Source organism: Saccharomonospora cyanea NA-134 (genome assembly GCF_000244975.1).
Classification (GTDB): Bacteria; Actinomycetota; Actinomycetes; order Mycobacteriales; family Pseudonocardiaceae; genus Saccharomonospora; species Saccharomonospora cyanea.
Genome location: NZ_CM001440.1, coordinates 5,268,951 through 5,286,583 on the forward strand (window position 1 = coordinate 5,268,951; position 17,633 = coordinate 5,286,583).

The 17,633-nt window shown below is 69.5% G+C and carries 20 protein-coding genes and 1 tRNA gene; 12 read left to right on the top strand and 9 right to left on the bottom strand.

Annotated features, from left to right (window positions below; translation table 11 throughout):
* Positions 1 to 21 precede the first annotated feature (21 nt).
* The 3 genes from grpE to SACCYDRAFT_RS24675 all read right to left on the bottom strand — a co-directional run bounded on the left by grpE (position 22) and on the right by SACCYDRAFT_RS24675 (position 3,550).
* Positions 22 to 762 carry a nucleotide exchange factor GrpE gene (gene grpE / locus SACCYDRAFT_RS24665; RefSeq protein ID WP_005460431.1) on the bottom strand — a complete coding sequence of 247 codons (741 nt, stop codon included), beginning with the start codon at positions 760 to 762 and terminating at the stop codon, positions 22 to 24.
* Positions 759 to 2,630, bottom strand: a complete 1,872-nt coding sequence (gene dnaK / locus SACCYDRAFT_RS24670) for a molecular chaperone DnaK (protein WP_005460433.1) — start codon at positions 2,628 to 2,630, stop codon at positions 759 to 761. The genes grpE and dnaK overlap by 4 nt, the downstream gene beginning before the upstream one ends.
* 197 nt (positions 2,631 to 2,827) lie before the next feature.
* A complete protein-coding gene (locus SACCYDRAFT_RS24675; protein ID WP_043537530.1) occupies positions 2,828 to 3,550 on the bottom strand; it encodes a DUF4097 family beta strand repeat-containing protein in 723 nt (240 codons plus the stop codon).
* Positions 3,551 to 3,728: 178 nt separating this feature from the next.
* Between SACCYDRAFT_RS24675 and SACCYDRAFT_RS24680 the strand changes: the two genes are divergently transcribed.
* Complete coding sequence (locus SACCYDRAFT_RS24680) at positions 3,729 to 4,277, top strand: YbhB/YbcL family Raf kinase inhibitor-like protein (protein ID WP_005460435.1); 549 nt, start codon at positions 3,729 to 3,731, stop codon at positions 4,275 to 4,277.
* A 122-nt stretch (positions 4,278 to 4,399) separates the two neighbouring features.
* A complete protein-coding gene (locus SACCYDRAFT_RS24685) occupies positions 4,400 to 5,206 on the top strand; it encodes an IclR family transcriptional regulator (RefSeq protein ID WP_005460436.1) in 807 nt (268 codons plus the stop codon).
* A gap of 56 nt (positions 5,207 to 5,262) precedes the next feature.
* On the opposite strand, the gene SACCYDRAFT_RS24690 is transcribed toward SACCYDRAFT_RS24685, so the two are convergent.
* Positions 5,263 to 5,823 (bottom strand): TetR/AcrR family transcriptional regulator, encoded by a 561-nt coding sequence (locus SACCYDRAFT_RS24690; protein WP_005460437.1) that lies wholly within the window; start codon positions 5,821 to 5,823, stop codon positions 5,263 to 5,265.
* Positions 5,820 to 6,146: a DMT family transporter gene (locus SACCYDRAFT_RS24695; protein ID WP_005460438.1), complete on the bottom strand. Its 327-nt coding sequence runs from the start codon at positions 6,144 to 6,146 to the stop codon at positions 5,820 to 5,822. Before SACCYDRAFT_RS24695 ends, SACCYDRAFT_RS24690 begins: the two co-directional genes overlap by 4 nt.
* 153 nt (positions 6,147 to 6,299) lie before the next feature.
* Here SACCYDRAFT_RS24695 and SACCYDRAFT_RS24700 point away from each other — a divergent pair, with 153 nt between their 5' ends.
* A complete protein-coding gene (locus SACCYDRAFT_RS24700; protein ID WP_005460439.1) occupies positions 6,300 to 8,600 on the top strand; it encodes a (Fe-S)-binding protein in 2,301 nt (766 codons plus the stop codon).
* Positions 8,601 to 8,726: 126 nt separating this feature from the next.
* On the top strand, positions 8,727 to 9,290 hold the full coding sequence (locus SACCYDRAFT_RS24705; RefSeq protein ID WP_005460440.1) for a DUF742 domain-containing protein: 564 nt from the start codon (positions 8,727 to 8,729) through the stop codon (positions 9,288 to 9,290).
* 12 nt (positions 9,291 to 9,302) lie between these two features.
* Here the strand turns inward: SACCYDRAFT_RS24705 and SACCYDRAFT_RS24710 are convergent, their stop codons facing one another.
* Entirely contained in the window at positions 9,303 to 10,058 is a 756-nt protein-coding gene (locus tag SACCYDRAFT_RS24710) for a class I SAM-dependent methyltransferase (RefSeq protein WP_043536897.1), read from the bottom strand.
* A gap of 78 nt (positions 10,059 to 10,136) precedes the next feature.
* Between SACCYDRAFT_RS24710 and SACCYDRAFT_RS24715 the strand changes: the two genes are divergently transcribed.
* The gene (locus SACCYDRAFT_RS24715) at positions 10,137 to 10,742 is read left to right on the top strand and encodes a TetR/AcrR family transcriptional regulator (protein ID WP_005460442.1); all 606 of its coding nucleotides are present in this window, start codon (positions 10,137 to 10,139) and stop codon (positions 10,740 to 10,742) included.
* Positions 10,726 to 12,357 (top strand): acyl-CoA dehydrogenase family protein, encoded by a 1,632-nt coding sequence (locus tag SACCYDRAFT_RS24720; protein ID WP_005460444.1) that lies wholly within the window; start codon positions 10,726 to 10,728, stop codon positions 12,355 to 12,357. Before SACCYDRAFT_RS24715 ends, SACCYDRAFT_RS24720 begins: the two co-directional genes overlap by 17 nt.
* Here the strand turns inward: SACCYDRAFT_RS24720 and SACCYDRAFT_RS24725 are convergent.
* The 3 genes from SACCYDRAFT_RS24725 to SACCYDRAFT_RS24735 form a co-directional block, all read right to left on the bottom strand.
* On the bottom strand, positions 12,351 to 13,127 hold the full coding sequence (locus SACCYDRAFT_RS24725) for a CAP domain-containing protein (RefSeq protein ID WP_005460446.1): 777 nt from the start codon (positions 13,125 to 13,127) through the stop codon (positions 12,351 to 12,353). The two genes, SACCYDRAFT_RS24720 and SACCYDRAFT_RS24725, sit on opposite strands and share 7 nt — an antisense overlap.
* 95 nt (positions 13,128 to 13,222) lie before the next feature.
* On the bottom strand, positions 13,223 to 13,807 hold the full coding sequence (gene dcd, locus SACCYDRAFT_RS24730; protein ID WP_005460448.1) for a dCTP deaminase: 585 nt from the start codon (positions 13,805 to 13,807) through the stop codon (positions 13,223 to 13,225).
* A gap of 34 nt (positions 13,808 to 13,841) precedes the next feature.
* Positions 13,842 to 15,080 carry an oxygenase MpaB family protein gene (locus SACCYDRAFT_RS24735; RefSeq protein ID WP_005460449.1) on the bottom strand — a complete coding sequence of 413 codons (1,239 nt, stop codon included), beginning with the start codon at positions 15,078 to 15,080 and terminating at the stop codon, positions 13,842 to 13,844.
* Positions 15,081 to 15,192: 112 nt separating this feature from the next.
* Between SACCYDRAFT_RS24735 and SACCYDRAFT_RS24740 the strand changes: the two genes are divergently transcribed.
* The 6 genes from SACCYDRAFT_RS24740 to SACCYDRAFT_RS24760 all read left to right on the top strand — a co-directional run bounded on the left by SACCYDRAFT_RS24740 (position 15,193) and on the right by SACCYDRAFT_RS24760 (position 17,476).
* Positions 15,193 to 15,263: transfer RNA gene (locus SACCYDRAFT_RS24740), tRNA-Gly, on the top strand.
* A gap of 103 nt (positions 15,264 to 15,366) precedes the next feature.
* Entirely contained in the window at positions 15,367 to 15,543 is a 177-nt protein-coding gene (locus tag SACCYDRAFT_RS24745; RefSeq protein WP_005460450.1) for a hypothetical protein, read from the top strand.
* Positions 15,544 to 15,919: 376 nt separating this feature from the next.
* Positions 15,920 to 16,303, top strand: coding sequence for a DUF5994 family protein (locus SACCYDRAFT_RS24750; protein ID WP_043536900.1), 384 nt, complete (start codon positions 15,920 to 15,922; stop codon positions 16,301 to 16,303).
* Positions 16,296 to 16,628, top strand: a complete 333-nt coding sequence (locus SACCYDRAFT_RS24755) for a hypothetical protein (protein WP_005460452.1) — start codon at positions 16,296 to 16,298, stop codon at positions 16,626 to 16,628. Before SACCYDRAFT_RS24750 ends, SACCYDRAFT_RS24755 begins: the two co-directional genes overlap by 8 nt.
* 80 nt (positions 16,629 to 16,708) lie before the next feature.
* Positions 16,709 to 16,891: a hypothetical protein gene (locus tag SACCYDRAFT_RS26540; protein ID WP_005460453.1), complete on the top strand. Its 183-nt coding sequence runs from the start codon at positions 16,709 to 16,711 to the stop codon at positions 16,889 to 16,891.
* Between the two features lie 12 nt (positions 16,892 to 16,903).
* Positions 16,904 to 17,476 (top strand): TIGR03086 family metal-binding protein, encoded by a 573-nt coding sequence (locus SACCYDRAFT_RS24760; protein WP_005460454.1) that lies wholly within the window; start codon positions 16,904 to 16,906, stop codon positions 17,474 to 17,476.
* The last annotated feature ends 157 nt before the right edge of the window (positions 17,477 to 17,633 follow it).

The window sequence follows — 17,633 nt, forward strand, 5'->3', positions numbered from 1 at the left end:
TCCCCTCCCTTCGACGTCGCGTCAGCGTGCGTTCTCATCGGTGTCGCCGGCCGGCGCTTCGCCGTTCGCCGGTGTACCGGCCGCTTCCTCACCACCGGCGGTGGCCGCGGGCGCGGGTTCGTGGTCGGTGACGCCCACGAGGGCCGCCCGCAGCACGCGGTCGCCGAACCGGTAACCGCGTCGCAGGACGGTGGTCACCGTGGGGCCGTCCACATCGGGCGAGGTGTCGTGCTGGACGGCCTCGTGGACCGTCGGATCGAACTCGTCGCCCTCCCTGGCGAAGGGTTCGAGTCCGGCCTTCTCCAGCACGCCGACCAACTTGTCCGCCACGGCCTTGAACGCACCCGTGAGGTCACCGTGTGCCTCGGCCCGCTCCAGGTCGTCGAGCAGCGGCAGCAGGTCGCCCACCACGGTGGCCCTGCCGCTCTCCGCCATGGCGTCGCGCTCACGTTCGACGCGCCTGCGGTAGTTGGCGTACTCAGCCTGCACCCGCTGCAGGTCGGCTGTGCGTTCCTGGAGCTGCTTCTCCAGCTCCTTCTCCGCTTCGGACACAACGGTTCCGGTGGCCTCGTCGGCCGTGTCCGCAGCAGGCCCGGAGGCGTCCGCCTCCGCGGCGGGCACCTCCTGAGCCTCCTCGGCGACAGCCTCGGCGCCGTCCTGGGCGCGCAGCTCACCGGTCTCGGGATCGAGTTTTCGACGGTCCCGCACGACCACTGGCTCCTGTTCCCGTTCGTCGGCTGACTCGGACTGGCGCTCGGTCACTTCTTGTCCTTGTCGTCCTCGTCCACGATCTCGGCGTCGACGACGTCGTCGGCCTTGGCCGAGGAACCCTCGGACGACGTGCCACCGGCGGCACCGTCACCTGCGCCGGCACCGCCCGCCTGGGCGCCCGTGTTGGCGTACAGGGCGGTGGCCAGCTCCTGGGAGGCGGAGTTCAGCTTCTCCACAGCCTCCTTGATCTTGGCCGTGTCGGTGCCCTTCAGCGTCTCGTTGGCCTCGTCGATCGCCGACTTGACCTTGCCCTTGAGGTCCTCGGGCAGCTTCTCGTCGTTGTCCTTGACGAACTTCTCGGTCTGGTAGACCAGCGTCTCCGCCTGGTTGCGGGTCTCGGCCTCCTCGCGCCGCTTGCGGTCCTCCTCCGCGTGGGCCTCGGCATCCTTGACCATCCGCTCGATGTCCTCCTGGGGCAGGGCGGAACCACCGGTGATCTTGATGCTCTGTTCCTTGCCCGTGCCGAGGTCCTTGGCGGTCACGTGCACGATGCCGTTGGCGTCGATGTCGAAGGTGACCTCGATCTGCGGCACGCCGCGCGGTGCGGGCGGGATGCCGGTCAGCTCGAAGCTGCCGAGCTTCTTGTTGTGGGCCGCGATCTCACGCTCACCCTGGAAGACCTGGATCTGCACCGACGGCTGGTTGTCGTCGGCCGTGGAGAAGATCTCCGAGCGCTTGGTCGGGATGGTGGTGTTGCGCTCGATGAGCTTGGTGAACACCCCGCCCTTGGTCTCGATGCCCAGCGACAGCGGCGTGACGTCGAGCAGCAGGACGTCCTTCACCTCGCCCTTGAGCACACCGGCCTGCAGCGAGGCGCCGAGAGCGACGACCTCGTCCGGGTTCACGCCCTTGTTGGGCTCCTTGCCGCCGGTCAGCTCCTTGACGAGCTCGGAGACGGCGGGCATCCGCGTGGAGCCACCCACCAACACGACGTGGTCGATGTCGGCCACGGAGATGCCGGCGTCACGCACCACGTTGTTGAACGGAGCCTTGGTGCGCTCCAGCAGGTCGGAGGTGATGCGCTGGAACTCGGCCCGCGACAGCGTCTCGTCGAGGAACAGCGGGTTCTTGTCCGCGTCCACCGTGATGTACGGCAGGTTGATGTTGGCCGTGCTGGAGCTCGACAGCTCGATCTTGGCCTTCTCGGCGGCCTCCTTGATGCGCTGGAGCGCCATCCGGTCCTTGGTCAGGTCGATGCCGTGCGAGGCCTTGAACTTCTCGACCAGCCAGTCGACGATGCGCTGGTCCCAGTCGTCGCCACCGAGGTGGTTGTCACCGCTGGTGGCCCGCACCTCGACGACGCCCTCGGCGATCTCCAGCAGCGACACGTCGAACGTACCGCCACCGAGGTCGAAGACCAGGATGGTCTGCTCCTTCTCGCCCTTGTCGAGACCGTAGGCGAGCGCGGCGGCCGTGGGCTCGTTGACGATGCGCAGCACGTTGAGGCCCGCGATCTGGCCTGCCTCCTTGGTGGCCTGGCGCTGCGCGTCCTCGAAGTACGCGGGAACGGTGATGACGGCGTCGGTGACCTCGTCACCCAGGTACGCCTCCGCGTCCCGCTTCAGCTTCATCAGCACCCGCGCGCTGATCTCCTGCGGCGTGTACTGCTTGCCGTCGATGTCGGTCTTCCAGTCGGTGCCCATGTGCCGCTTCACCGAGCGGATGGTGCGGTCGACGTTGGTGACCGCCTGGTTCTTGGCGGGCTGTCCCGTCAGCACCTCGCCGTTCTTGGCGAAGGCGACGACCGACGGGGTGGTGCGGGCACCCTCCGAGTTCGCGATGACCGTCGGCTCACCACCCTCGAGGACCGCGACGACCGAGTTGGTCGTACCCAGGTCGATCCCGACCGTGCGCGCCATGGTGTCTTTCCCTCCTGCGTTGGTGCTGCCTGTGGCTGTGTGGGCGATGTGCGCCCATCAGCGAAGTTGAGTGAGGCTCACTCAAGTTTTATCCGGACAGGCTTCGGGTCGTCAATCCGGAGTTGAGCGTCCTTCACTCAAGGTTCCTGCCTGTCCCAACGAAGGCCCCCCGTCCGATGTTCCCGGCTTCCCGAAAATCAGGTGCCCCGCACGGTCACGTCGCCGCTCGACGTCGTGAGTTCGAGCACTCGCTCCGCGTTCGGGTCGTCCCCGCTGACGTCCTGGTGCCCGCTGTCCGTGGAGGCCCTCACCCGGTAGGCGCCCCTGGGCACCGTGGCGGTGATGTCACCGCTGGATGCCTCCGCGCGCACGACGTCGACCCCCACGAGATCGAGGTCCACGTTGCCCGAGCTCGCCCTGGCCTCGACCTCCGCGACATCGTCGAGGTCGACGTCCACGTCACCGGAGTCGACCACCGCCGACACGCGTTCCGCGCCGCGAAGCCGCAGCTCCACGTTGCCCGAGTTCGCTCGTACGTCGACGTTGCCGGTGCCCTCCACGACGATGTCGCCCGACGACACCCGCCCCGTCACCTCGACACCGAGCGGCACCGTCACCTCGTACCCCACCGAGCAGTCGGGCCCGCAGCCGTGCAGCAGCAACGTGGAGCCGTCCACCCGGAACGTCCGGCCCGGGTCGTCACCGCGGTAGGTGATGCGCTGCTCGACCACCGTCTCGGTCACGTCGGCGGAGGTGACGAAGACCTGCCCCGAGTCGTTGTCGATGTCCACGTGCTGGACGGCGGCCTCCACCCGGTCAGTGCGCTCGGTCTTCGTCGGCGGCCCCTCCCAGCCCCACGCGATGGCCACCCCCGCCACGACGAGCACGGCACCACCGAGCGCAAGTCCCACCTTGTTCATCCCGCCGTTCATCCCGTCTCAGCCCTTCCGGCTCAACTTCGCTGCGTCACCGACGTTATGGCGTGGAGCGGGCCGGGAACATCGGGGAAGCCCCCGACCTCACCCTGGGGCGTCCCCCACCGTGAGTCGCTAGCCTGTGCCTCACCCGCCGTACCACTTCGAGAAACCGGAGGACCTCATGACCCGAGCGGGCTCGGCCCCGAACCCGTACGACGCACTGCCGCCCGTGCCGTCGTTCACGCTGCGCAGCAAGGACGTGGCCGACGGCGAGACGCTGCCCGTGCCGCACCGCAGCGGCATGATGGGCGCCGGCGGCGAGGACGTCTCGCCCCACCTGGCGTGGGAGGGCTTCCCCGAAGAGACGAAGAGTTTCGCGGTGACCTGCTTCGACCCGGACGCGCCCACGGGAAGCGGGTTCTGGCACTGGGCGGTGTTCGACATCCCCGCCTCGGTCACCGAGTTGCCGTCCGGCGCGGGCGACGCGCAGGGCTCCGGCCTGCCCGGGGAAGCCCGCACCCTGAAGGGCGACAGCGGTGCCCGGCAGTACGTCGGGGCGGCCCCGCCCCCTGGCCACGGCCCGCACCGCTACATCTTCGCCGTGCACGCGCTCGACGTGGAGTCGCTGGAGGTGGGAGAGGAGGCCACCCCGGCGTTCCTCGGCTTCAACATGTTCGGGCACACCCTCGCCCGCGCGACGCTCACGCCGGTCTACGAGAACGAGGGCTGACCCCTTTCGGCGGCCTGCTCGGGCGGGGCGGAACCGCCTTCGGATTTCCGTCCCGCCCCGGCCACCGGAGTCCGTATGCTGGACGCCCGAGCGAGCGCCCTTTCTCAGCCGGAGGTGGGTCGGTGAGCAGCTCTGCACCACGTGGGCTGATCGGCTCGGCCAGGCGCGCCCTGCGCGTGCTCGAGATCGTCGCCTCCGAGGGCGACGGTGTCTCGGCCAAGGCCGTGGCCCGCCGGGCGGGCTTCACCCTCTCGACGACCTACCACCTGCTCAACACGCTCGTGCACGACGGTTACCTGGTGCGCCTCGGCCACGGCCGGGGATTCGGTCTCGGGTACAAGATGGGCACGCTGTACCAGCGGCTGTGCGAGGAGCTGGACGTCGACGACGTGGTGCGGGAGGAACTGGGGCTCCTGCACAGGCAGGCGCGGGCCGCCGCCTACTACACGGTGTTGCGCGACACCGACGTGGTCGTGGCGGCGGTCGCCGACTCCGCCCGCTACCCCAGGGCCCGCCCGCTGGACTTCGGCTTCCACGAGGCCGCGCACGCCACGGCGTTCGGCAAGGTGCTGCTGTCGACACTGACTCCGAAACAACGCCGCGACTATCTCGCGGGGGCCGGCATGCCGAGACTCACCGAGCGCACGCGGGTGCGGCTCGCGGACCTGAGCCGCGAACTCGACGAGGTGAGGAGTTCGGGCCTGGCCAGGGACATCGAGGAGTTCCAGCCCGAGCTCGCCTGTGTGTCCGCTCCGGTGCGCGGCCCCGACAACCGGGTCAGAGGCGCGGTGGCCTTCTCCGTGCCGGTCACCGAGTACGCGGTCCGGAGGAGCCAGCTCGAACACTTCGTCTCCGAAGGAGCCACGCGCATCGCGCGGGTGCTCGCCGGTTCCGCGGGTGCGGGCCCGGCGAGCGTCAGCGCGATCTGAACAGGTGGGCGAATCAGGGCATCGGCACGAGCCCACCGCGAACACCACCGACCGTGTCAGCGTGGCCTGAGCAGGTAGTCGACCACCGGCCGCAGTTCCTCGGCGGTGGGAGGCTCGTCGTCGATCAATCCCTGGATCAACAGGCCGTCGATACCGGCGAGGAACACCCGGAACGCCACCTCGTCGTCGTGGCGCACCATCGAGGTCAGCACGTCGAGCCAGCGCCGCGCGGCGGGCCGTAGCTCCGGCCGCCGTGCCGCCAGCAGGTAGAGCTCGTACTCGGCCATCGTGCGCCCCCTGCGCGGACCGAGGGCCTCGGCCAGCAGGTTGGCGACCTCCTCGGCTCCCCGGCTGCCCCGTGAGCGCGCTCGGTCGATCATCCAGTAGACCTCGGTGGCCATGTCCCTGGCACAGGTGATCAGCGTGGCGATCAGCAGGTCGTCGAGCGACGCGAAGTGGTAGGTCGTCGACGTGGTGGGAACGCCCGCCTCCTTGGCCACGGTGCGGTGGGTGACGCCCGCGACGCCGTCGCGCTCGATCACGCGGAGGGTGGCCTCGATGATCTCGTTGCGGCGCTTCTCGCCCCGGGCCTTACGGCCGTCGACGTGTTGTCTCACTTGCCGACTCCCAACTCCAGCAGCACGACCCCCCCGATGATGAGCACCAGTCCGACGACCATCGTGAAGTTCATGCGCTCACCGAGGAAGACGGCGCCGATGACGGCCACGAGAGCGACACCGATCGCCGACCAGATCGCGTAGACGACGCCGACCGGCAGCCCGGCCTTGAGAACCTGGGCGAGCAGGTAGAAGGCCGTCCCGTAGCCGACGACGACCACGGCGGAAGGCAGCAGCCTCGTGAAGCCCTCGGCGTACTTCAACGAAACCGTGCCGGTCACCTCCGCGGCGATGGCCGCCGCCAACAGGACATATGGGCTCATGGCTGTTAAAATACCTGAACGAACGTCCCAATACATCGCGAGTCGTGCGCCACATCAGCGGGACTAGGCCAAGGGCAGTAGGTTACTCATCAGTACGAAGCATTAGCCTTTCCCCGACCCACCGCGAAGCTCTCGAACCGAAAGGCCCCGAACATGGGTGCACTTCAGATCACGATGGGCGTGATCGGCGTTCTCGTCAGCGTCGTCGCCTGGTCCGTGTTCGTCTCCGGCGTGCTCCGCCAGGTCCGCATCATTCGGCTCGGCCAGCCGGACTCCACCCGCAACGGCCCGTTCTGGCCCCGCCTGCGCACCCTGATCAAGGAGTTCGCGGCCCACACCCGCATGAACAAGTTCCGCCACGTCGGCCCGTGGCACTGGCTCGTCATGTGGGGCTTCCTGCTGGGCTCGCTGGCCCTGTTCGAGGCATACGGTGAGGTCTTCGTCCCCCACTTCGCCTGGCCGATCATCGGGCACTGGGCCCCGTGGCAACTGCTGCTCGAACTGCTGGGTCTCGGCACGGTGTTGGGCGGTGTCGCGCTGGCGATCATCCGCCAGCTCAACCACCCCCGCCGTGCCGACCGGCAGTCGCGCTTCGCCGGGTCGAACTTCAAGCACGCGTACTTCGTCGAGGCCGTGGTGATCATCGAGGGTCTCGGCATCCTCGGCGTCAAGGCCTTCAAGATCTCCAGCGGCATCGAGGACCCGGCCCTGTGGACGAGTTTCGTCACCCAGCCGCTCGCCGCGATACTGCCCACCAGCACCGCGGCCGTGTCGGTGATGGCGCTGCTCAAGCTGCTGTCGGGCATGATCTGGCTGCTGGTCGTCGGCCGCACCCTCACGATGGGCGTCGCCTGGCACCGCTTCAGCGCGTTCTTCAACATCTACTTCAAGCGTGAGGACGACGGCGGTGTCGCGCTCGGCGCGCTCAAACCGATGATGAGCGGTGGCAAGCCGCTCGACTTCGAGGAGGCCGACCCCGAGAAGGACGTCTTCGGCGCGGGCAAGGTCGAGGACTTCACGTGGAAGGGCTGGCTGGACTTCTCCACCTGCACCGAGTGCGGCCGTTGCCAGTCGCAGTGCCCGGCGTGGAACACCGGCAAGCCACTGTCGCCGAAGCTCGTCATCACGCAGCTGCGCGACCACGCCTACGCCAAGGCCCCGTACCTGCTGGCAGGCGGGAAGAAGGACGTCACGGGCGAGGAGGTCGGCCTCACCGGCGACAACCCGTACGCGGGTATCGACGTGCTCGCGCTGGCCGAGGCCGAGCGCCCGCTCGTCGGCACCGGCGACGGTGACGGTGGCGGCGGCGTGATCGACCCCGACGTGCTGTGGTCCTGCACCACCTGCGGCGCGTGCGTCGAGCAGTGCCCCGTGGACATCGAGCACGTCGACCACATCGTCGATATGCGCCGCTACCAGGTGATGATCGAGTCGAACTTCCCGAGCGAGCTGAACGGGATGTTCAAGAACCTGGAGAACAAGGGCAACCCGTGGGGCCAGAACGCCCGCGACCGGCTGGCCTGGACCGAGGATCTCGACTTCGAGGTGCCCGTCTTCGACGGGGAGCTGGGCGACGCCGAGTACCTGTTCTGGGTCGGCTGCGCGGGCGCCTTCGAGGACCGCGCGAAGAAGACCACGCGCGCGGTGGCCGAGCTGCTGCACATCGCGGGCGTCAAGTACACGGTGCTCGGCCCGGAGGAGACCTGCACCGGCGACCCCGCTCGCCGAGCGGGCAACGAGTTCGTGTTCCAGATGCTCGCGCAGCAGAACGTCGAGGTGCTGAACTCGGTGTTCGAGGGTGTCGAGCAGAGCAAGCGCAAGATCGTCGTCACCTGTGCGCACTGCTTCAACACGCTCGCCAACGAGTACCCGGAGCTCGGTGGCACGTACGAGGTCGTGCACCACACCCAGCTGCTCAACAGGCTGGTGCGCGAGAAGCGGCTCACCCCGGTGGCCCCGATCGCGCAGGACGTCACCTACCACGACCCGTGCTACCTGGGCAGGCACAACAAGGTGTACGAGGCGCCGCGCGAGCTCGTCGGCGCGTCGGGCGCGTCGCTGCGGGAGATGCCGAGGCACGCCGACCGGTCCATGTGCTGCGGTGCCGGCGGTGCCCGCATGTGGATGGAGGAGCGCATCGGGAAGCGCATCAACGTCGAGCGCGTCGACGAGGCGCTGGGCACGGCACCGTCGAAGATCGCCACCGGGTGCCCCTTCTGCCGCGTGATGCTCACCGACGGCGTGACCGCCCGCCAGAACGAGGGCAAGGCCGCCGAGAACGTCGAGGTGGTCGACGTCGCGCAGCTCCTGCTGTCCGCCGTCAAGCGGGGACAGCCGGTGGCGGCTGGTGTCTCCGCCTCGGCGACCGGCGGTGAGGCCGAAGCCGACGGACGCGCCGACCTGCCCACCGACGAGGTCGGCACTGGCACGGTGCAACCGGACGAGGACAAGTAGTAACCGATCGGGCGGGATCGCGGAAAATCTCCGATTATTATTTTTCGCGATCCCGCTTCCGGCCCCCCGGACGCGCTAGCATGACGACCTCGCGCACAAATAACGGAGCGAGGTCAAGGCAGCAACATGCAAGGCGAGGATCGCGCGGGTAGGCCGGACCACGAGGAACTCGGGGCAGCGCACGAGCAGGCCCCGGCTTTCGACGACGTCGACTTCGATGCCGACTTCCCGGCCGAGACCCACTCCACCACCGACTCCTGGCGACCGCCCGCGGGGCCACGGCGTCCCCGCCCGGAACGCGTGGTGATGTCGGCCCGTGACGCGTTCGCCGAGGACGACGACCCCGCCGTCGGCAGGCTGCGCGCACGGCCGTACGTGCTCACCAAGGGCCGTACCAGGGCGCGCTCGGACCTCGCTGTGGAAACCCTCGTCTCGGCCGAGCCGCACGCGCGGTGGCAGCTGCACAAACCGGGCTCGGAGTACCGCAAGCTCGGGCTGCTGTGCGCCCAACCGGTGTCGGTCGCGGAGATCGCCGCGAACCTCTCGGTGCCACTCGGGGTCGCACGAGTGTTGATCAGCGACCTCGCCGACACGGGATTCGTCAGGGTGCACGCGGCACCGTCCAACCCGGGGGGCCGGCCCGAGCGGGCTCTCCTGGACCGGGTCCTCGAAGGTCTGCACCGGCTCTGACCCCGGGCCGGGTCACGGTTTACGCGCCTCGAACAGCGTCCGCGTGGAGTGCGCCACGAACGTCCCCTCGCGCTCGATCCGGTCGTGCAACTCGCGTAACCGCTCACGGTGAGCGGCGACGGTGAACCCCGGAACGGTCCAGACCACCTTGCGCAGGAAGTAGACCACCGCGCCGACATCGTGGAACTCGGCGCGCAGCCGCTCGCAACGCCTGTCGACGACTTCCAGTCCCACCGCCCGGGCCTCCGCGCTCTCCCGGTCCGGGTGCCGGGCCAGCTTCGCCTCGGGCTGCGGGCCGAGGAAGTACTCGACCAACTCCCACATCGTGCCGGGACCGACGTGCTGGGCGAAGTAGGTGCCGCCGGGGCGGAGCACACGGGCGATCTCGGCCCACCACACCGTGGCCGGATGCCTGCTCGTCACCAGGTCGAACGCGGCGTCGGTGAACGGCAGTGGCGGCTCATCCGACGTGGCCACCACGACAGCGCCCCGCGGATGCAGTCGCTCCGCCGCCCGCGCGACGTTCGGCGGCCACGATTCGATGGCCACCATCGTGGGCGGGAAGGTGGGCGCCTCCGCCAGTACCTCTCCGCCTCCGGTCTGGATGTCGAGTGCCGCCGTGGCCTCGGCCAGGCGGCGGGCCATCGCGCGTGCGTAACCCCACGAGGGGCGCTGCTCGGTCGCCCGCCCCTCCAGCCACGCGAATCCCCAGCCGTCCACAGGCGCGGCCTCGGCCTCGGCCACCAGCTCGTCGAAGGAACGTCCCATGCCCACGATCGTCGCAGCGGGTGGCAAGCCGATTCCGCCCCTTGCCCGAAGCGCGGAATCAGTGCTTCACTTCTTCCCGTGGTGTACCGGCGCACCCCCGCTGTGCAGGCGAGACTCGACGCGACTCGCGGCGTGATCCTCGACGCCGCCGTGGAGCTGCTGTCCGAACGCGGCTACACCGGGTGCTCGATGGCGGCGGTGGCGGAGCGGGCAGGCGTCGGCACCGGCACCGTCTACCGGCACTTCCCGGGCAAGGCCGAGCTCGTGGCGGAGCTGTTCACCCACGTCGTCACCCGCGAGGTCCAGGCCGTCGAACGGGCGGCCGAGGCACACGAGCACGCGGCCGACCGGGTGCTCGCCGTCGTGCGGACCTTCGCCTGGCGCGCGTTGCGGGTTCCACGGCTGGCCTACGCCCTGCTGGCCGAGCCCGTCGACGCTCCCGTGGAGCAGCGCCGCCTGGTGTTCCGCCAGGCGTTCCGCGACGTCATCGCCCGCTGCGTCACCGACGGCGTCAGCGCGGGGGAGCTGCCCCCGCAGGACGCCACCGGAACGGCCGCCGCGCTGGTCGGCGCGGCGGCCGAAGTGCTCATCGGCCCCCTGACGTCGGGTGACGCCGAGGCCGTCGAACAGCTCTGCACCTTCACCCTCCGCGCGTTAGGAGCCCGCGATGGCACCCACCCATGAGGTCACCAACCAGGTCCCGCCACTGGTCGGCCACGACGTGTCCGACGATCCCGCCCTGCTGGAGAGCCTGCGCAGGGAGGGAGCGGGCTGGGCCGAGCCGGACGTCCGGGAGCTCGGCGTCCTCGCCGGGACCGAGCGGGTGCAGGAGTGGGGCAGGCTGGCCAACGAGTACCCGCCCGTGCTTCGCACGCACGACCGCGTCGGCAGGCGCATCGACGAGGTGGAGTTCCACCCCCACTGGCACGACCTCATGACCGTGGCGGTGGAACACGGGCTGCACGCGGCCCCGTGGAGGCAGGACCGGCCCGGAGCGCACGTCGCGCGCACGGCGAAGTTCTACGTCTGGAGCCAGGTCGAACCGGGCCACACGTGCCCCGTCTCGATGACGTACTCGGCCGTGCCCGCGCTGCGACACAACGCCGAACTGGCCGCCGACTACGAACCGCTGCTCGCCGCACCGCACTACGACTTCGGACTCCGTACGCCGAGCACCAAACGCGGGCTGATCGCGGGCATGTCCATGACCGAGAAGCAGGGCGGCTCGGACGTCCGCGCCAACACCACCCGCGCCGTGCCCACCGGGGACGGCGGTTACGTCCTCACGGGGCACAAGTGGTTCACCTCGGCACCCATGTCCGACGTGTTCCTCACCCTCGCGCAGGCTCCCGGCGGGTTGTCCTGCTTCCTGCTGCCCCGGGTCCTTCCCGACGGCTCCCGCAACGCCATCCACCTGCAACGGCTCAAGGACAAGCTCGGCAACCGCTCGAACGCCTCGGCGGAGGTCGAGTACGACGGGGCCGTGGGCTGGCTCGTCGGCGAGGAGGGCCGGGGAGTCCGCACGATCATCGAGATGGTCAACAACACCCGGCTGGACTGCGTCACCGGCAGTGCCGCCGCCATGCGGTACGGCACCGTGCGAGCCGTGCACCACGCACGGCACCGGTCGGCCTTCGGCGTCCCGCTCGACCGGCAACCGCTGATGACCAACGTACTCGCCGATCTGGCCGTGGAGGCGGAGGCCGCCACCACGCTGGCGTTGCGCCTGGCCGGAGCAGGCGACAGGGCCGTCGCGGGCGACGCGCGGGAGGCCGCGTTCCGCAGGCTGGCGCTGCCGGTGTCGAAGTACTGGGTCTGCAAACGCTGCCCCACACACGCGGCCGAGGCACTCGAATGCCTCGGCGGCAACGGGTACGTCGAGGAGTCCGGTATGCCGAGGCTGTTCCGGGAGTCGCCGCTGTCGTCCATCTGGGAGGGTTCCGGCAACGTCGCCGCGCTCGACACGCTCCGCGCGATGACGAGGGAACCCGAGTCCGTGGAGGCGTTCCTCGCGGAGGTCGACCTGGCGAAGGGGGCGGACTCCCGTCTCGACGCCGCGGCCTCGGCGGTGCGCCGCGACCTCGGCGACCCGAGCGAGGCCCAGTTCCGCGCGCGACGGCTCGTGGAACGCCTCGCGCTCGTGCTTCAGGGCTCGCTGCTCGTCAGGCACGGTGACGAAGCCGTCGCGGACGCGTTCTGCGCTTCCCGCCTCGGCGGTGACTGGGGTGTCGCGTTCGGAACGCTGCCTCGCGGGGTCGCCGTCGAGGCGATCGTGGACCGCGCGAGGGTCGGTCAGTAACCGAAGTTCTGTGTCCAGTACCAGCCGTCGGGGTTCACGCCCACACCGATCGTGGCGATCTCGCAGTTGAGGATGTTGCGGCGGTGCCCTTCGGAGCTCATCCACGCCTGCATGACGGCGTCCGCTGTGGACATTCCCATGGCGATGTTCTCGGCGGCCGGGTCCGGGTAGCCTGCGGCCTCGATCCGCTCGTCGAACGACCTGCCGTCCTGGGAGGTGTGGGACAGGTAGCCGCCCGCCGCCATGTCGTCGCTGTGCGCCTGCGCCGATTCGACCAGCCGGTCGTCGACGCGCACGGTCGCACAGCCGGCTTCGGCCCGTTCGGCGTTGACGAGCTCGACGACACGCTGCCTGGTACCGGTACCGCCGGAATCCTGGGACCCGTCGCGGGCCACCGTGGGTGCCGCGTCGCCGGAGGAGTCGTCCGTGGTGGTCGAGTCGTCGGAAGGGGAAGAGGAGGACGACGGGGGCGGTGACGACGACTCCGGCGAGTCCTCTTCTTCGGGGGTGGTGCTCGTCGGCTCGGTGGCGGTCGTGGGAGCCGGTTCCTCGGTCGGCGAGGCGCTGGTGGTGGGGGAGGAGGTCGAGGGCGCCACACCTGCCGCCTCGGCGCCACCGGCTCGGGAGGGGTCGCGGTCGAGAGCCAACGAGGTGCGCTCGGGGTCATCCGGGTCCGACCACAGCAGGTGACTACCGGCAGCGACGGTCACACCAACGAGCACACTGGCTGCTACCAGCAGCGACCGGATTCGCGAGGTTGGCGTGGACACGGGGCGAGAAGTTACCACCAACGCGGGATTTATCAAACTGTGACTTGTTCGTCATTGACTCCGCGTGACCCGCCCGCGTCACCCGACCACGGGGTTCAGCGTCGCGTGTCGACGCGGTCGAAGTTCAGGTACGCCCGGCTGGGCGTGGGCCCGCGCTGCCCCTGGTACCGCGACCCCGCCTCCGGCGAACCGTAGGGGTGCTCGGCCGCACTCGTGAGCTGGAACAGGCACAACTGCCCGATCTTCATCCCCGGCCACAACGTGATGGGCAGGTTGGCGACGTTCGACAGCTCCAGCGTGATGTGACCGCTGAACCCGGGGTCGATGAACCCGGCCGTCGAATGGGTCAGCAGACCGAGCCGGCCCAGCGACGACTTCCCCTCCAGTCGCCCAGCGAGATCGTCGGGCAGTGTGAACAGCTCGAACGTCGAGGCGAGCACGAACTCGCCGGGGTGCAGCACGAACGGGTCTTCGTCGCCGTCCTTCTCCACCAGCGACGTCAGCTCGTCCTGACGCAGTTGCGGATCGATGTGGGTGTACTTGCTGTTGTCGAAGACGCGGAAGAAACGGTCGAGCCGCACGTCGATGCTCGACGGCTGCACCATCACCGGATCGAACGGGTCGACCCCGAGCCGTCCCGATTCCAGCGCCTTGCGAAGCTCACGGTCACTCAACAGCACCGCTTCACCCTAACCGGGCAGCGGATGAGAGCCGTCAGGCGGCGGGTTCGGTGGACGTCCGCATGTGCCGGGCGTAGGTACGGTCGCGCCCGACGAGCCGGTCGAGCTGCTCTGCGTAGCGCTGCCGCGCCAGCGCACCGAGCCGTTCCTGCACCAGCGTCGCCCCCGGCACGCGCTGCCGCACGGTCTCGGCGGCGAAGTTGCCCGCAGCGGCCGTCAGCACGGCGGCCTGCGCCAGCGGATCATCCGGAATCCCGAGGAAGTCGGAGTTGGTCTTGCCCAGCACGAGGCGACTGATCGAACCGTGGACGCGCACGGACAGCTCGCTCAGCACCTTCCCCAGCGGGCCGCGGTCCCTGCCCACGTCGGCGTGGGAACGCAGCAGCGCCGCCGCGAGCCGCCGCGAGTCCTCGTCGGGCACGAACTCCGTGACCGCCAGCAGCCACAGCAGGCGCCAGGCGTCGTCCTCGGTGGCGGGCAGCAGCTCGTCGTCGATGCCCATCAGCCACCCGACGTAGCGCCAGAGGTGGATGATGTCGGCCCGCTCCGACTCGGTGTAGCGCACTCCGAGCACCCGCATGCCCACGACGTACACCAGCGAGAACAGCAGTAGCGTGCCCGCCGTCTGCACCTGGTTGATCGGTCGATCCCAGGCGGAGTAGTCCCAGTCGTCGCGGCTGTTCATCGCCGCCCGGACGTGTGCGTGCACCAGCCGGACCCGCAACGCGGAGGCGTACCCCACGGCACCGACCCGCAACGCGCCCGGCGTGGTGACGTCGAGCCACCAGCGACTCGTCTCGATCAGTCGCCGACTCGCCGCGTACTCGATCGCGCCCGTTCCGACGAGCGGTTTCGTGGCGCGCGAGGCCAGGTAGCCGCCCATCAGGGCCATGTCACCGAGCGGGAAGAGACTGAGCACTCCCGTGCGCACGATGGCCCGAGCGCCGCGGTCGAGCCGACGCTGGTCGACCCAGTACGGCGTGGCTTCGACGTCGCGGAAGAAGTCGACGAGCTGGCGCGGCGGATCGTCGAGGCTGTCGACCCCCCGCTCGGCTGCCTCGTTGAACAACGCGCGCCCACGACCACGCGGCAACGACCGCATCATCTCGACCACCGCGTCGGCGAGCGGGTCCTCCAGTTGCGCGAACTCGCGCAGCCGCCGCCGCTGCCGTTCGGTGCCCCGAATGTCGCCGGGCGCGAACAGCCGGGTGGCGAGCCGGAAGCCACCCTCGCGAAACAGCTCCGGATCCGGCAGCCGCTCCTCAGCCGTCATGACAACAAGTGTTGTCACTTCACCTTCCGAGCGTCAAGGAAGGCGCCGAGCCTGAAAGGGGGAACCACCCGCTTGCCGTTCGGTGATCGCGGCCGTGTATGCTGGAGCCACTGCGGATGTAGTTCAATGGTAGAACATCAGCTTCCCAAGCTGAGAACGCGGGTTCGATTCCCGTCATCCGCTCTCGCGAGAAACCCCCAGGTCAGAGGGCCTGGGGGTTTCTTCTTTCCGGCGTCGACGACCACAGCACGGTCGAGGTCGAACTCTTCGCCGTAGGATGACGACCATGAGCGACCGCCAGACCGAGGGCCTCCGCTTCGCCGAGATCGTCACCGGCCTCACCGTGACCGACGAAGCACCTCCCGAGGGGTCGCCGCTGGCCAGGCTCATCGAGCTGGACCACCAGCGCAGGGCCGAGGGGCACTCCCAGGAATGGCTGAACGAGCAGGCGCGGAAGCTCTGAGCCGCCCGCGAGAAGTCCTGCGCGGCACCGTCGGCAACGCACCGGTTCGGCGACCGGCGTCATAGGCCCATGCACCTGTGACCTCGCTCTGGCCCGCAGCGAAACCCGCTCTCGCGAACGAACCGTCGATGCTACGACTCTCCGCGCTAGGGCCGGGTTTCACGGCCGCCTGTGGCCGCTCGGGGTCGCACGGCGATACCAGGCGTAGACTGACAGTGTCGGAGGCGATCGAGTACCCACGATCTGCGAGTGCCGCCTCGGGCGAACATCCACCTCGACCCCTCGTCGGGTCGGAGACGGGAGCGCCGAGATGATCTCGGCTCAGTCAGGTTCCACACCTCGCCACACCAGCGGACGTCACACCGTGCGACTGGAGATGAAATCGGTAGGCGCGGCCCGCGGCTACGTCGACGGGGCATGGTGGCCGCGATCGACCGAACCCACGACGGAGTTCCCAGAGCTCTGCTCGGCCCTCGCGCCCTGGGTGGGCGCCGTCAGTCGCGTCTCCTACCACCTCGGTACCTGGAGCGTTGCCGCCCGTAGGGTTGCTGTGGACGGTCGCGTGGTACGGCTTGAAGGCTTCACCACGATGGACCCGCACACGGTGGTCGTGATCGGGTCCGACTCACGGAGGGTGAGTCTGCTGGTCGTGCCGCCGGACGCCCCCGGCGATACGGGCCGGGCACAGCTGCGATCGGCGGCGGCCTTCGACTCCATCGCGAGTGTCGAGGCGATCCGGCAGGGGAACCAACGTGAATAGGCCCGCCCACGGAGCGGGTGCGCGACGCCCTGCCTCCGGCGCCGAACCCGAGAAGAACACGAACCAACTACGGGTGTGGCGGGACTTGATCGAGGCGCTGGACCATCTCGACGATGCCTGGCAGGCCACGGGAACAAGCAGACCGTCCGCGTCTGCGCAACTGCCCGCCAACCTGGTGGTGGATCTGGTCAGGGCCACGGAGCGCGGAACGCGCGTGCTAGCCGGCGTAGCCGGCGTCGTCGTCCAGCAGTACGACAGCGGAAGCGCGTTCCAGGACGTCGCTTCAGCGCTGGAGCGAGCGAACAGGACGTGGCCCACCCGCTGACCAGCCGGACGACGTCCCCGACCGAAGCGGCAAGGAGCCGTTTCGCCCCCATTCCCTTTCGTCATCCCACAAGGAGCTACATGTCCCACCCTTATCGTCACTCCTCCCACGCCAGCGCGGGAGTCGAGTGCGTGGTGTTCAGCCACCCCGCCCTCACCGAACCGGTGAACGCCGCGCTCGTCGACGGCGTCGCCGCCGAGTGCGCGCGCAACGTCCATTTCTCCGCACGCCCACCCGCGCAGCTCGGTACGTGGAGCCGATGACCACTGGCGACCATGACGACCGACTTCAACTCCGCCGTACGTGTGGTCGCGGATCTTCTGCCGCAGGTCACAGAACTCGCCGCACCGACTCCGTGTGAGCGCTACACCGTGGCCGACCTTCTCGACCACCTCGACGGCCTCACGATCGCGTTCACTCTCGCCGCGCGTAAGGAATCCGGACCGTCAGCCGACCAGGCCCCCGCGCCGGACGGCGCGAACCTGCCGGACGACTGGCGCGAGCGGATTCCTCGGCGGCTGGAGGAACTCGCCCAGGCATGGCGTGAACCCGTTGCGTGGGAAGGAACGACGAAGGCGGGCGGCGTCGAGATGCCCGGCGCGCAAGCGGGCATGGTGGCTTTGACCGAGGTCGTGGTCCACGGCTGGGACCTGGCTCGCGCCACCGGCCAGTTCTACGCCCCTGAGCCCGAAGTCCTGGCCGCCGTCCACGAGCACGTGAACGCGATCGCCGCCGCCGGGCCGGTGGAGGGACTGTTCGGCCCGGCCGTCGAGGTCTCCGCCGACGCGCCGCTGCTGGACCGCGTCATCGGCCTCACAGGGCGCGACCCGAAGTGGCGGCGCCGTTGACTCGGACGTCGGCTCCGTGTCAGCGGCGCTCGCAGACCCGCTCGCGGGGGCACGCACCATCGTGGACCACTGTCGGTGGCAGATCGGAGCACCCGGCGACTGGTCGGTGTTCGCCGGGGCGGCCTCGGAGGTAGCCGACCCCGAACACCGGGCCGAG

Excerpts from the sequence above, each read along its gene's own strand:
- SACCYDRAFT_RS24760 (WP_005460454.1), top strand. The coding sequence starts at position 16,904 with ATGACGACCGACTTCAACTCCGCCGTACGTGTGGTCGCGGATCTTCTG.
- SACCYDRAFT_RS24700 (WP_005460439.1), top strand. The coding sequence starts at position 6,300 with ATGGGTGCACTTCAGATCACGATGGGCGTGATCGGCGTTCTCGTCAGC.
- SACCYDRAFT_RS24705 (WP_005460440.1), top strand. The coding sequence starts at position 8,727 with ATGCAAGGCGAGGATCGCGCGGGTAGGCCGGACCACGAGGAACTCGGG.
- SACCYDRAFT_RS26540 (WP_005460453.1), top strand. The coding sequence starts at position 16,709 with ATGTCCCACCCTTATCGTCACTCCTCCCACGCCAGCGCGGGAGTCGAG.
- SACCYDRAFT_RS24735 (WP_005460449.1), bottom strand. The coding sequence starts at position 15,080 with ATGACGGCTGAGGAGCGGCTGCCGGATCCGGAGCTGTTTCGCGAGGGT.
- SACCYDRAFT_RS24745 (WP_005460450.1), top strand. The coding sequence starts at position 15,367 with ATGAGCGACCGCCAGACCGAGGGCCTCCGCTTCGCCGAGATCGTCACC.
- SACCYDRAFT_RS24720 (WP_005460444.1), top strand. The coding sequence starts at position 10,726 with ATGGCACCCACCCATGAGGTCACCAACCAGGTCCCGCCACTGGTCGGC.
- dnaK (WP_005460433.1), bottom strand. The coding sequence starts at position 2,630 with ATGGCGCGCACGGTCGGGATCGACCTGGGTACGACCAACTCGGTCGTC.
- SACCYDRAFT_RS24675 (WP_043537530.1), bottom strand. The coding sequence starts at position 3,550 with ATGAACAAGGTGGGACTTGCGCTCGGTGGTGCCGTGCTCGTCGTGGCG.
- SACCYDRAFT_RS24695 (WP_005460438.1), bottom strand. The coding sequence starts at position 6,146 with ATGAGCCCATATGTCCTGTTGGCGGCGGCCATCGCCGCGGAGGTGACC.
- SACCYDRAFT_RS24710 (WP_043536897.1), bottom strand. The coding sequence starts at position 10,058 with ATGGGACGTTCCTTCGACGAGCTGGTGGCCGAGGCCGAGGCCGCGCCT.
- SACCYDRAFT_RS24750 (WP_043536900.1), top strand. The coding sequence starts at position 15,920 with ATGAAATCGGTAGGCGCGGCCCGCGGCTACGTCGACGGGGCATGGTGG.
- SACCYDRAFT_RS24680 (WP_005460435.1), top strand. The coding sequence starts at position 3,729 with ATGACCCGAGCGGGCTCGGCCCCGAACCCGTACGACGCACTGCCGCCC.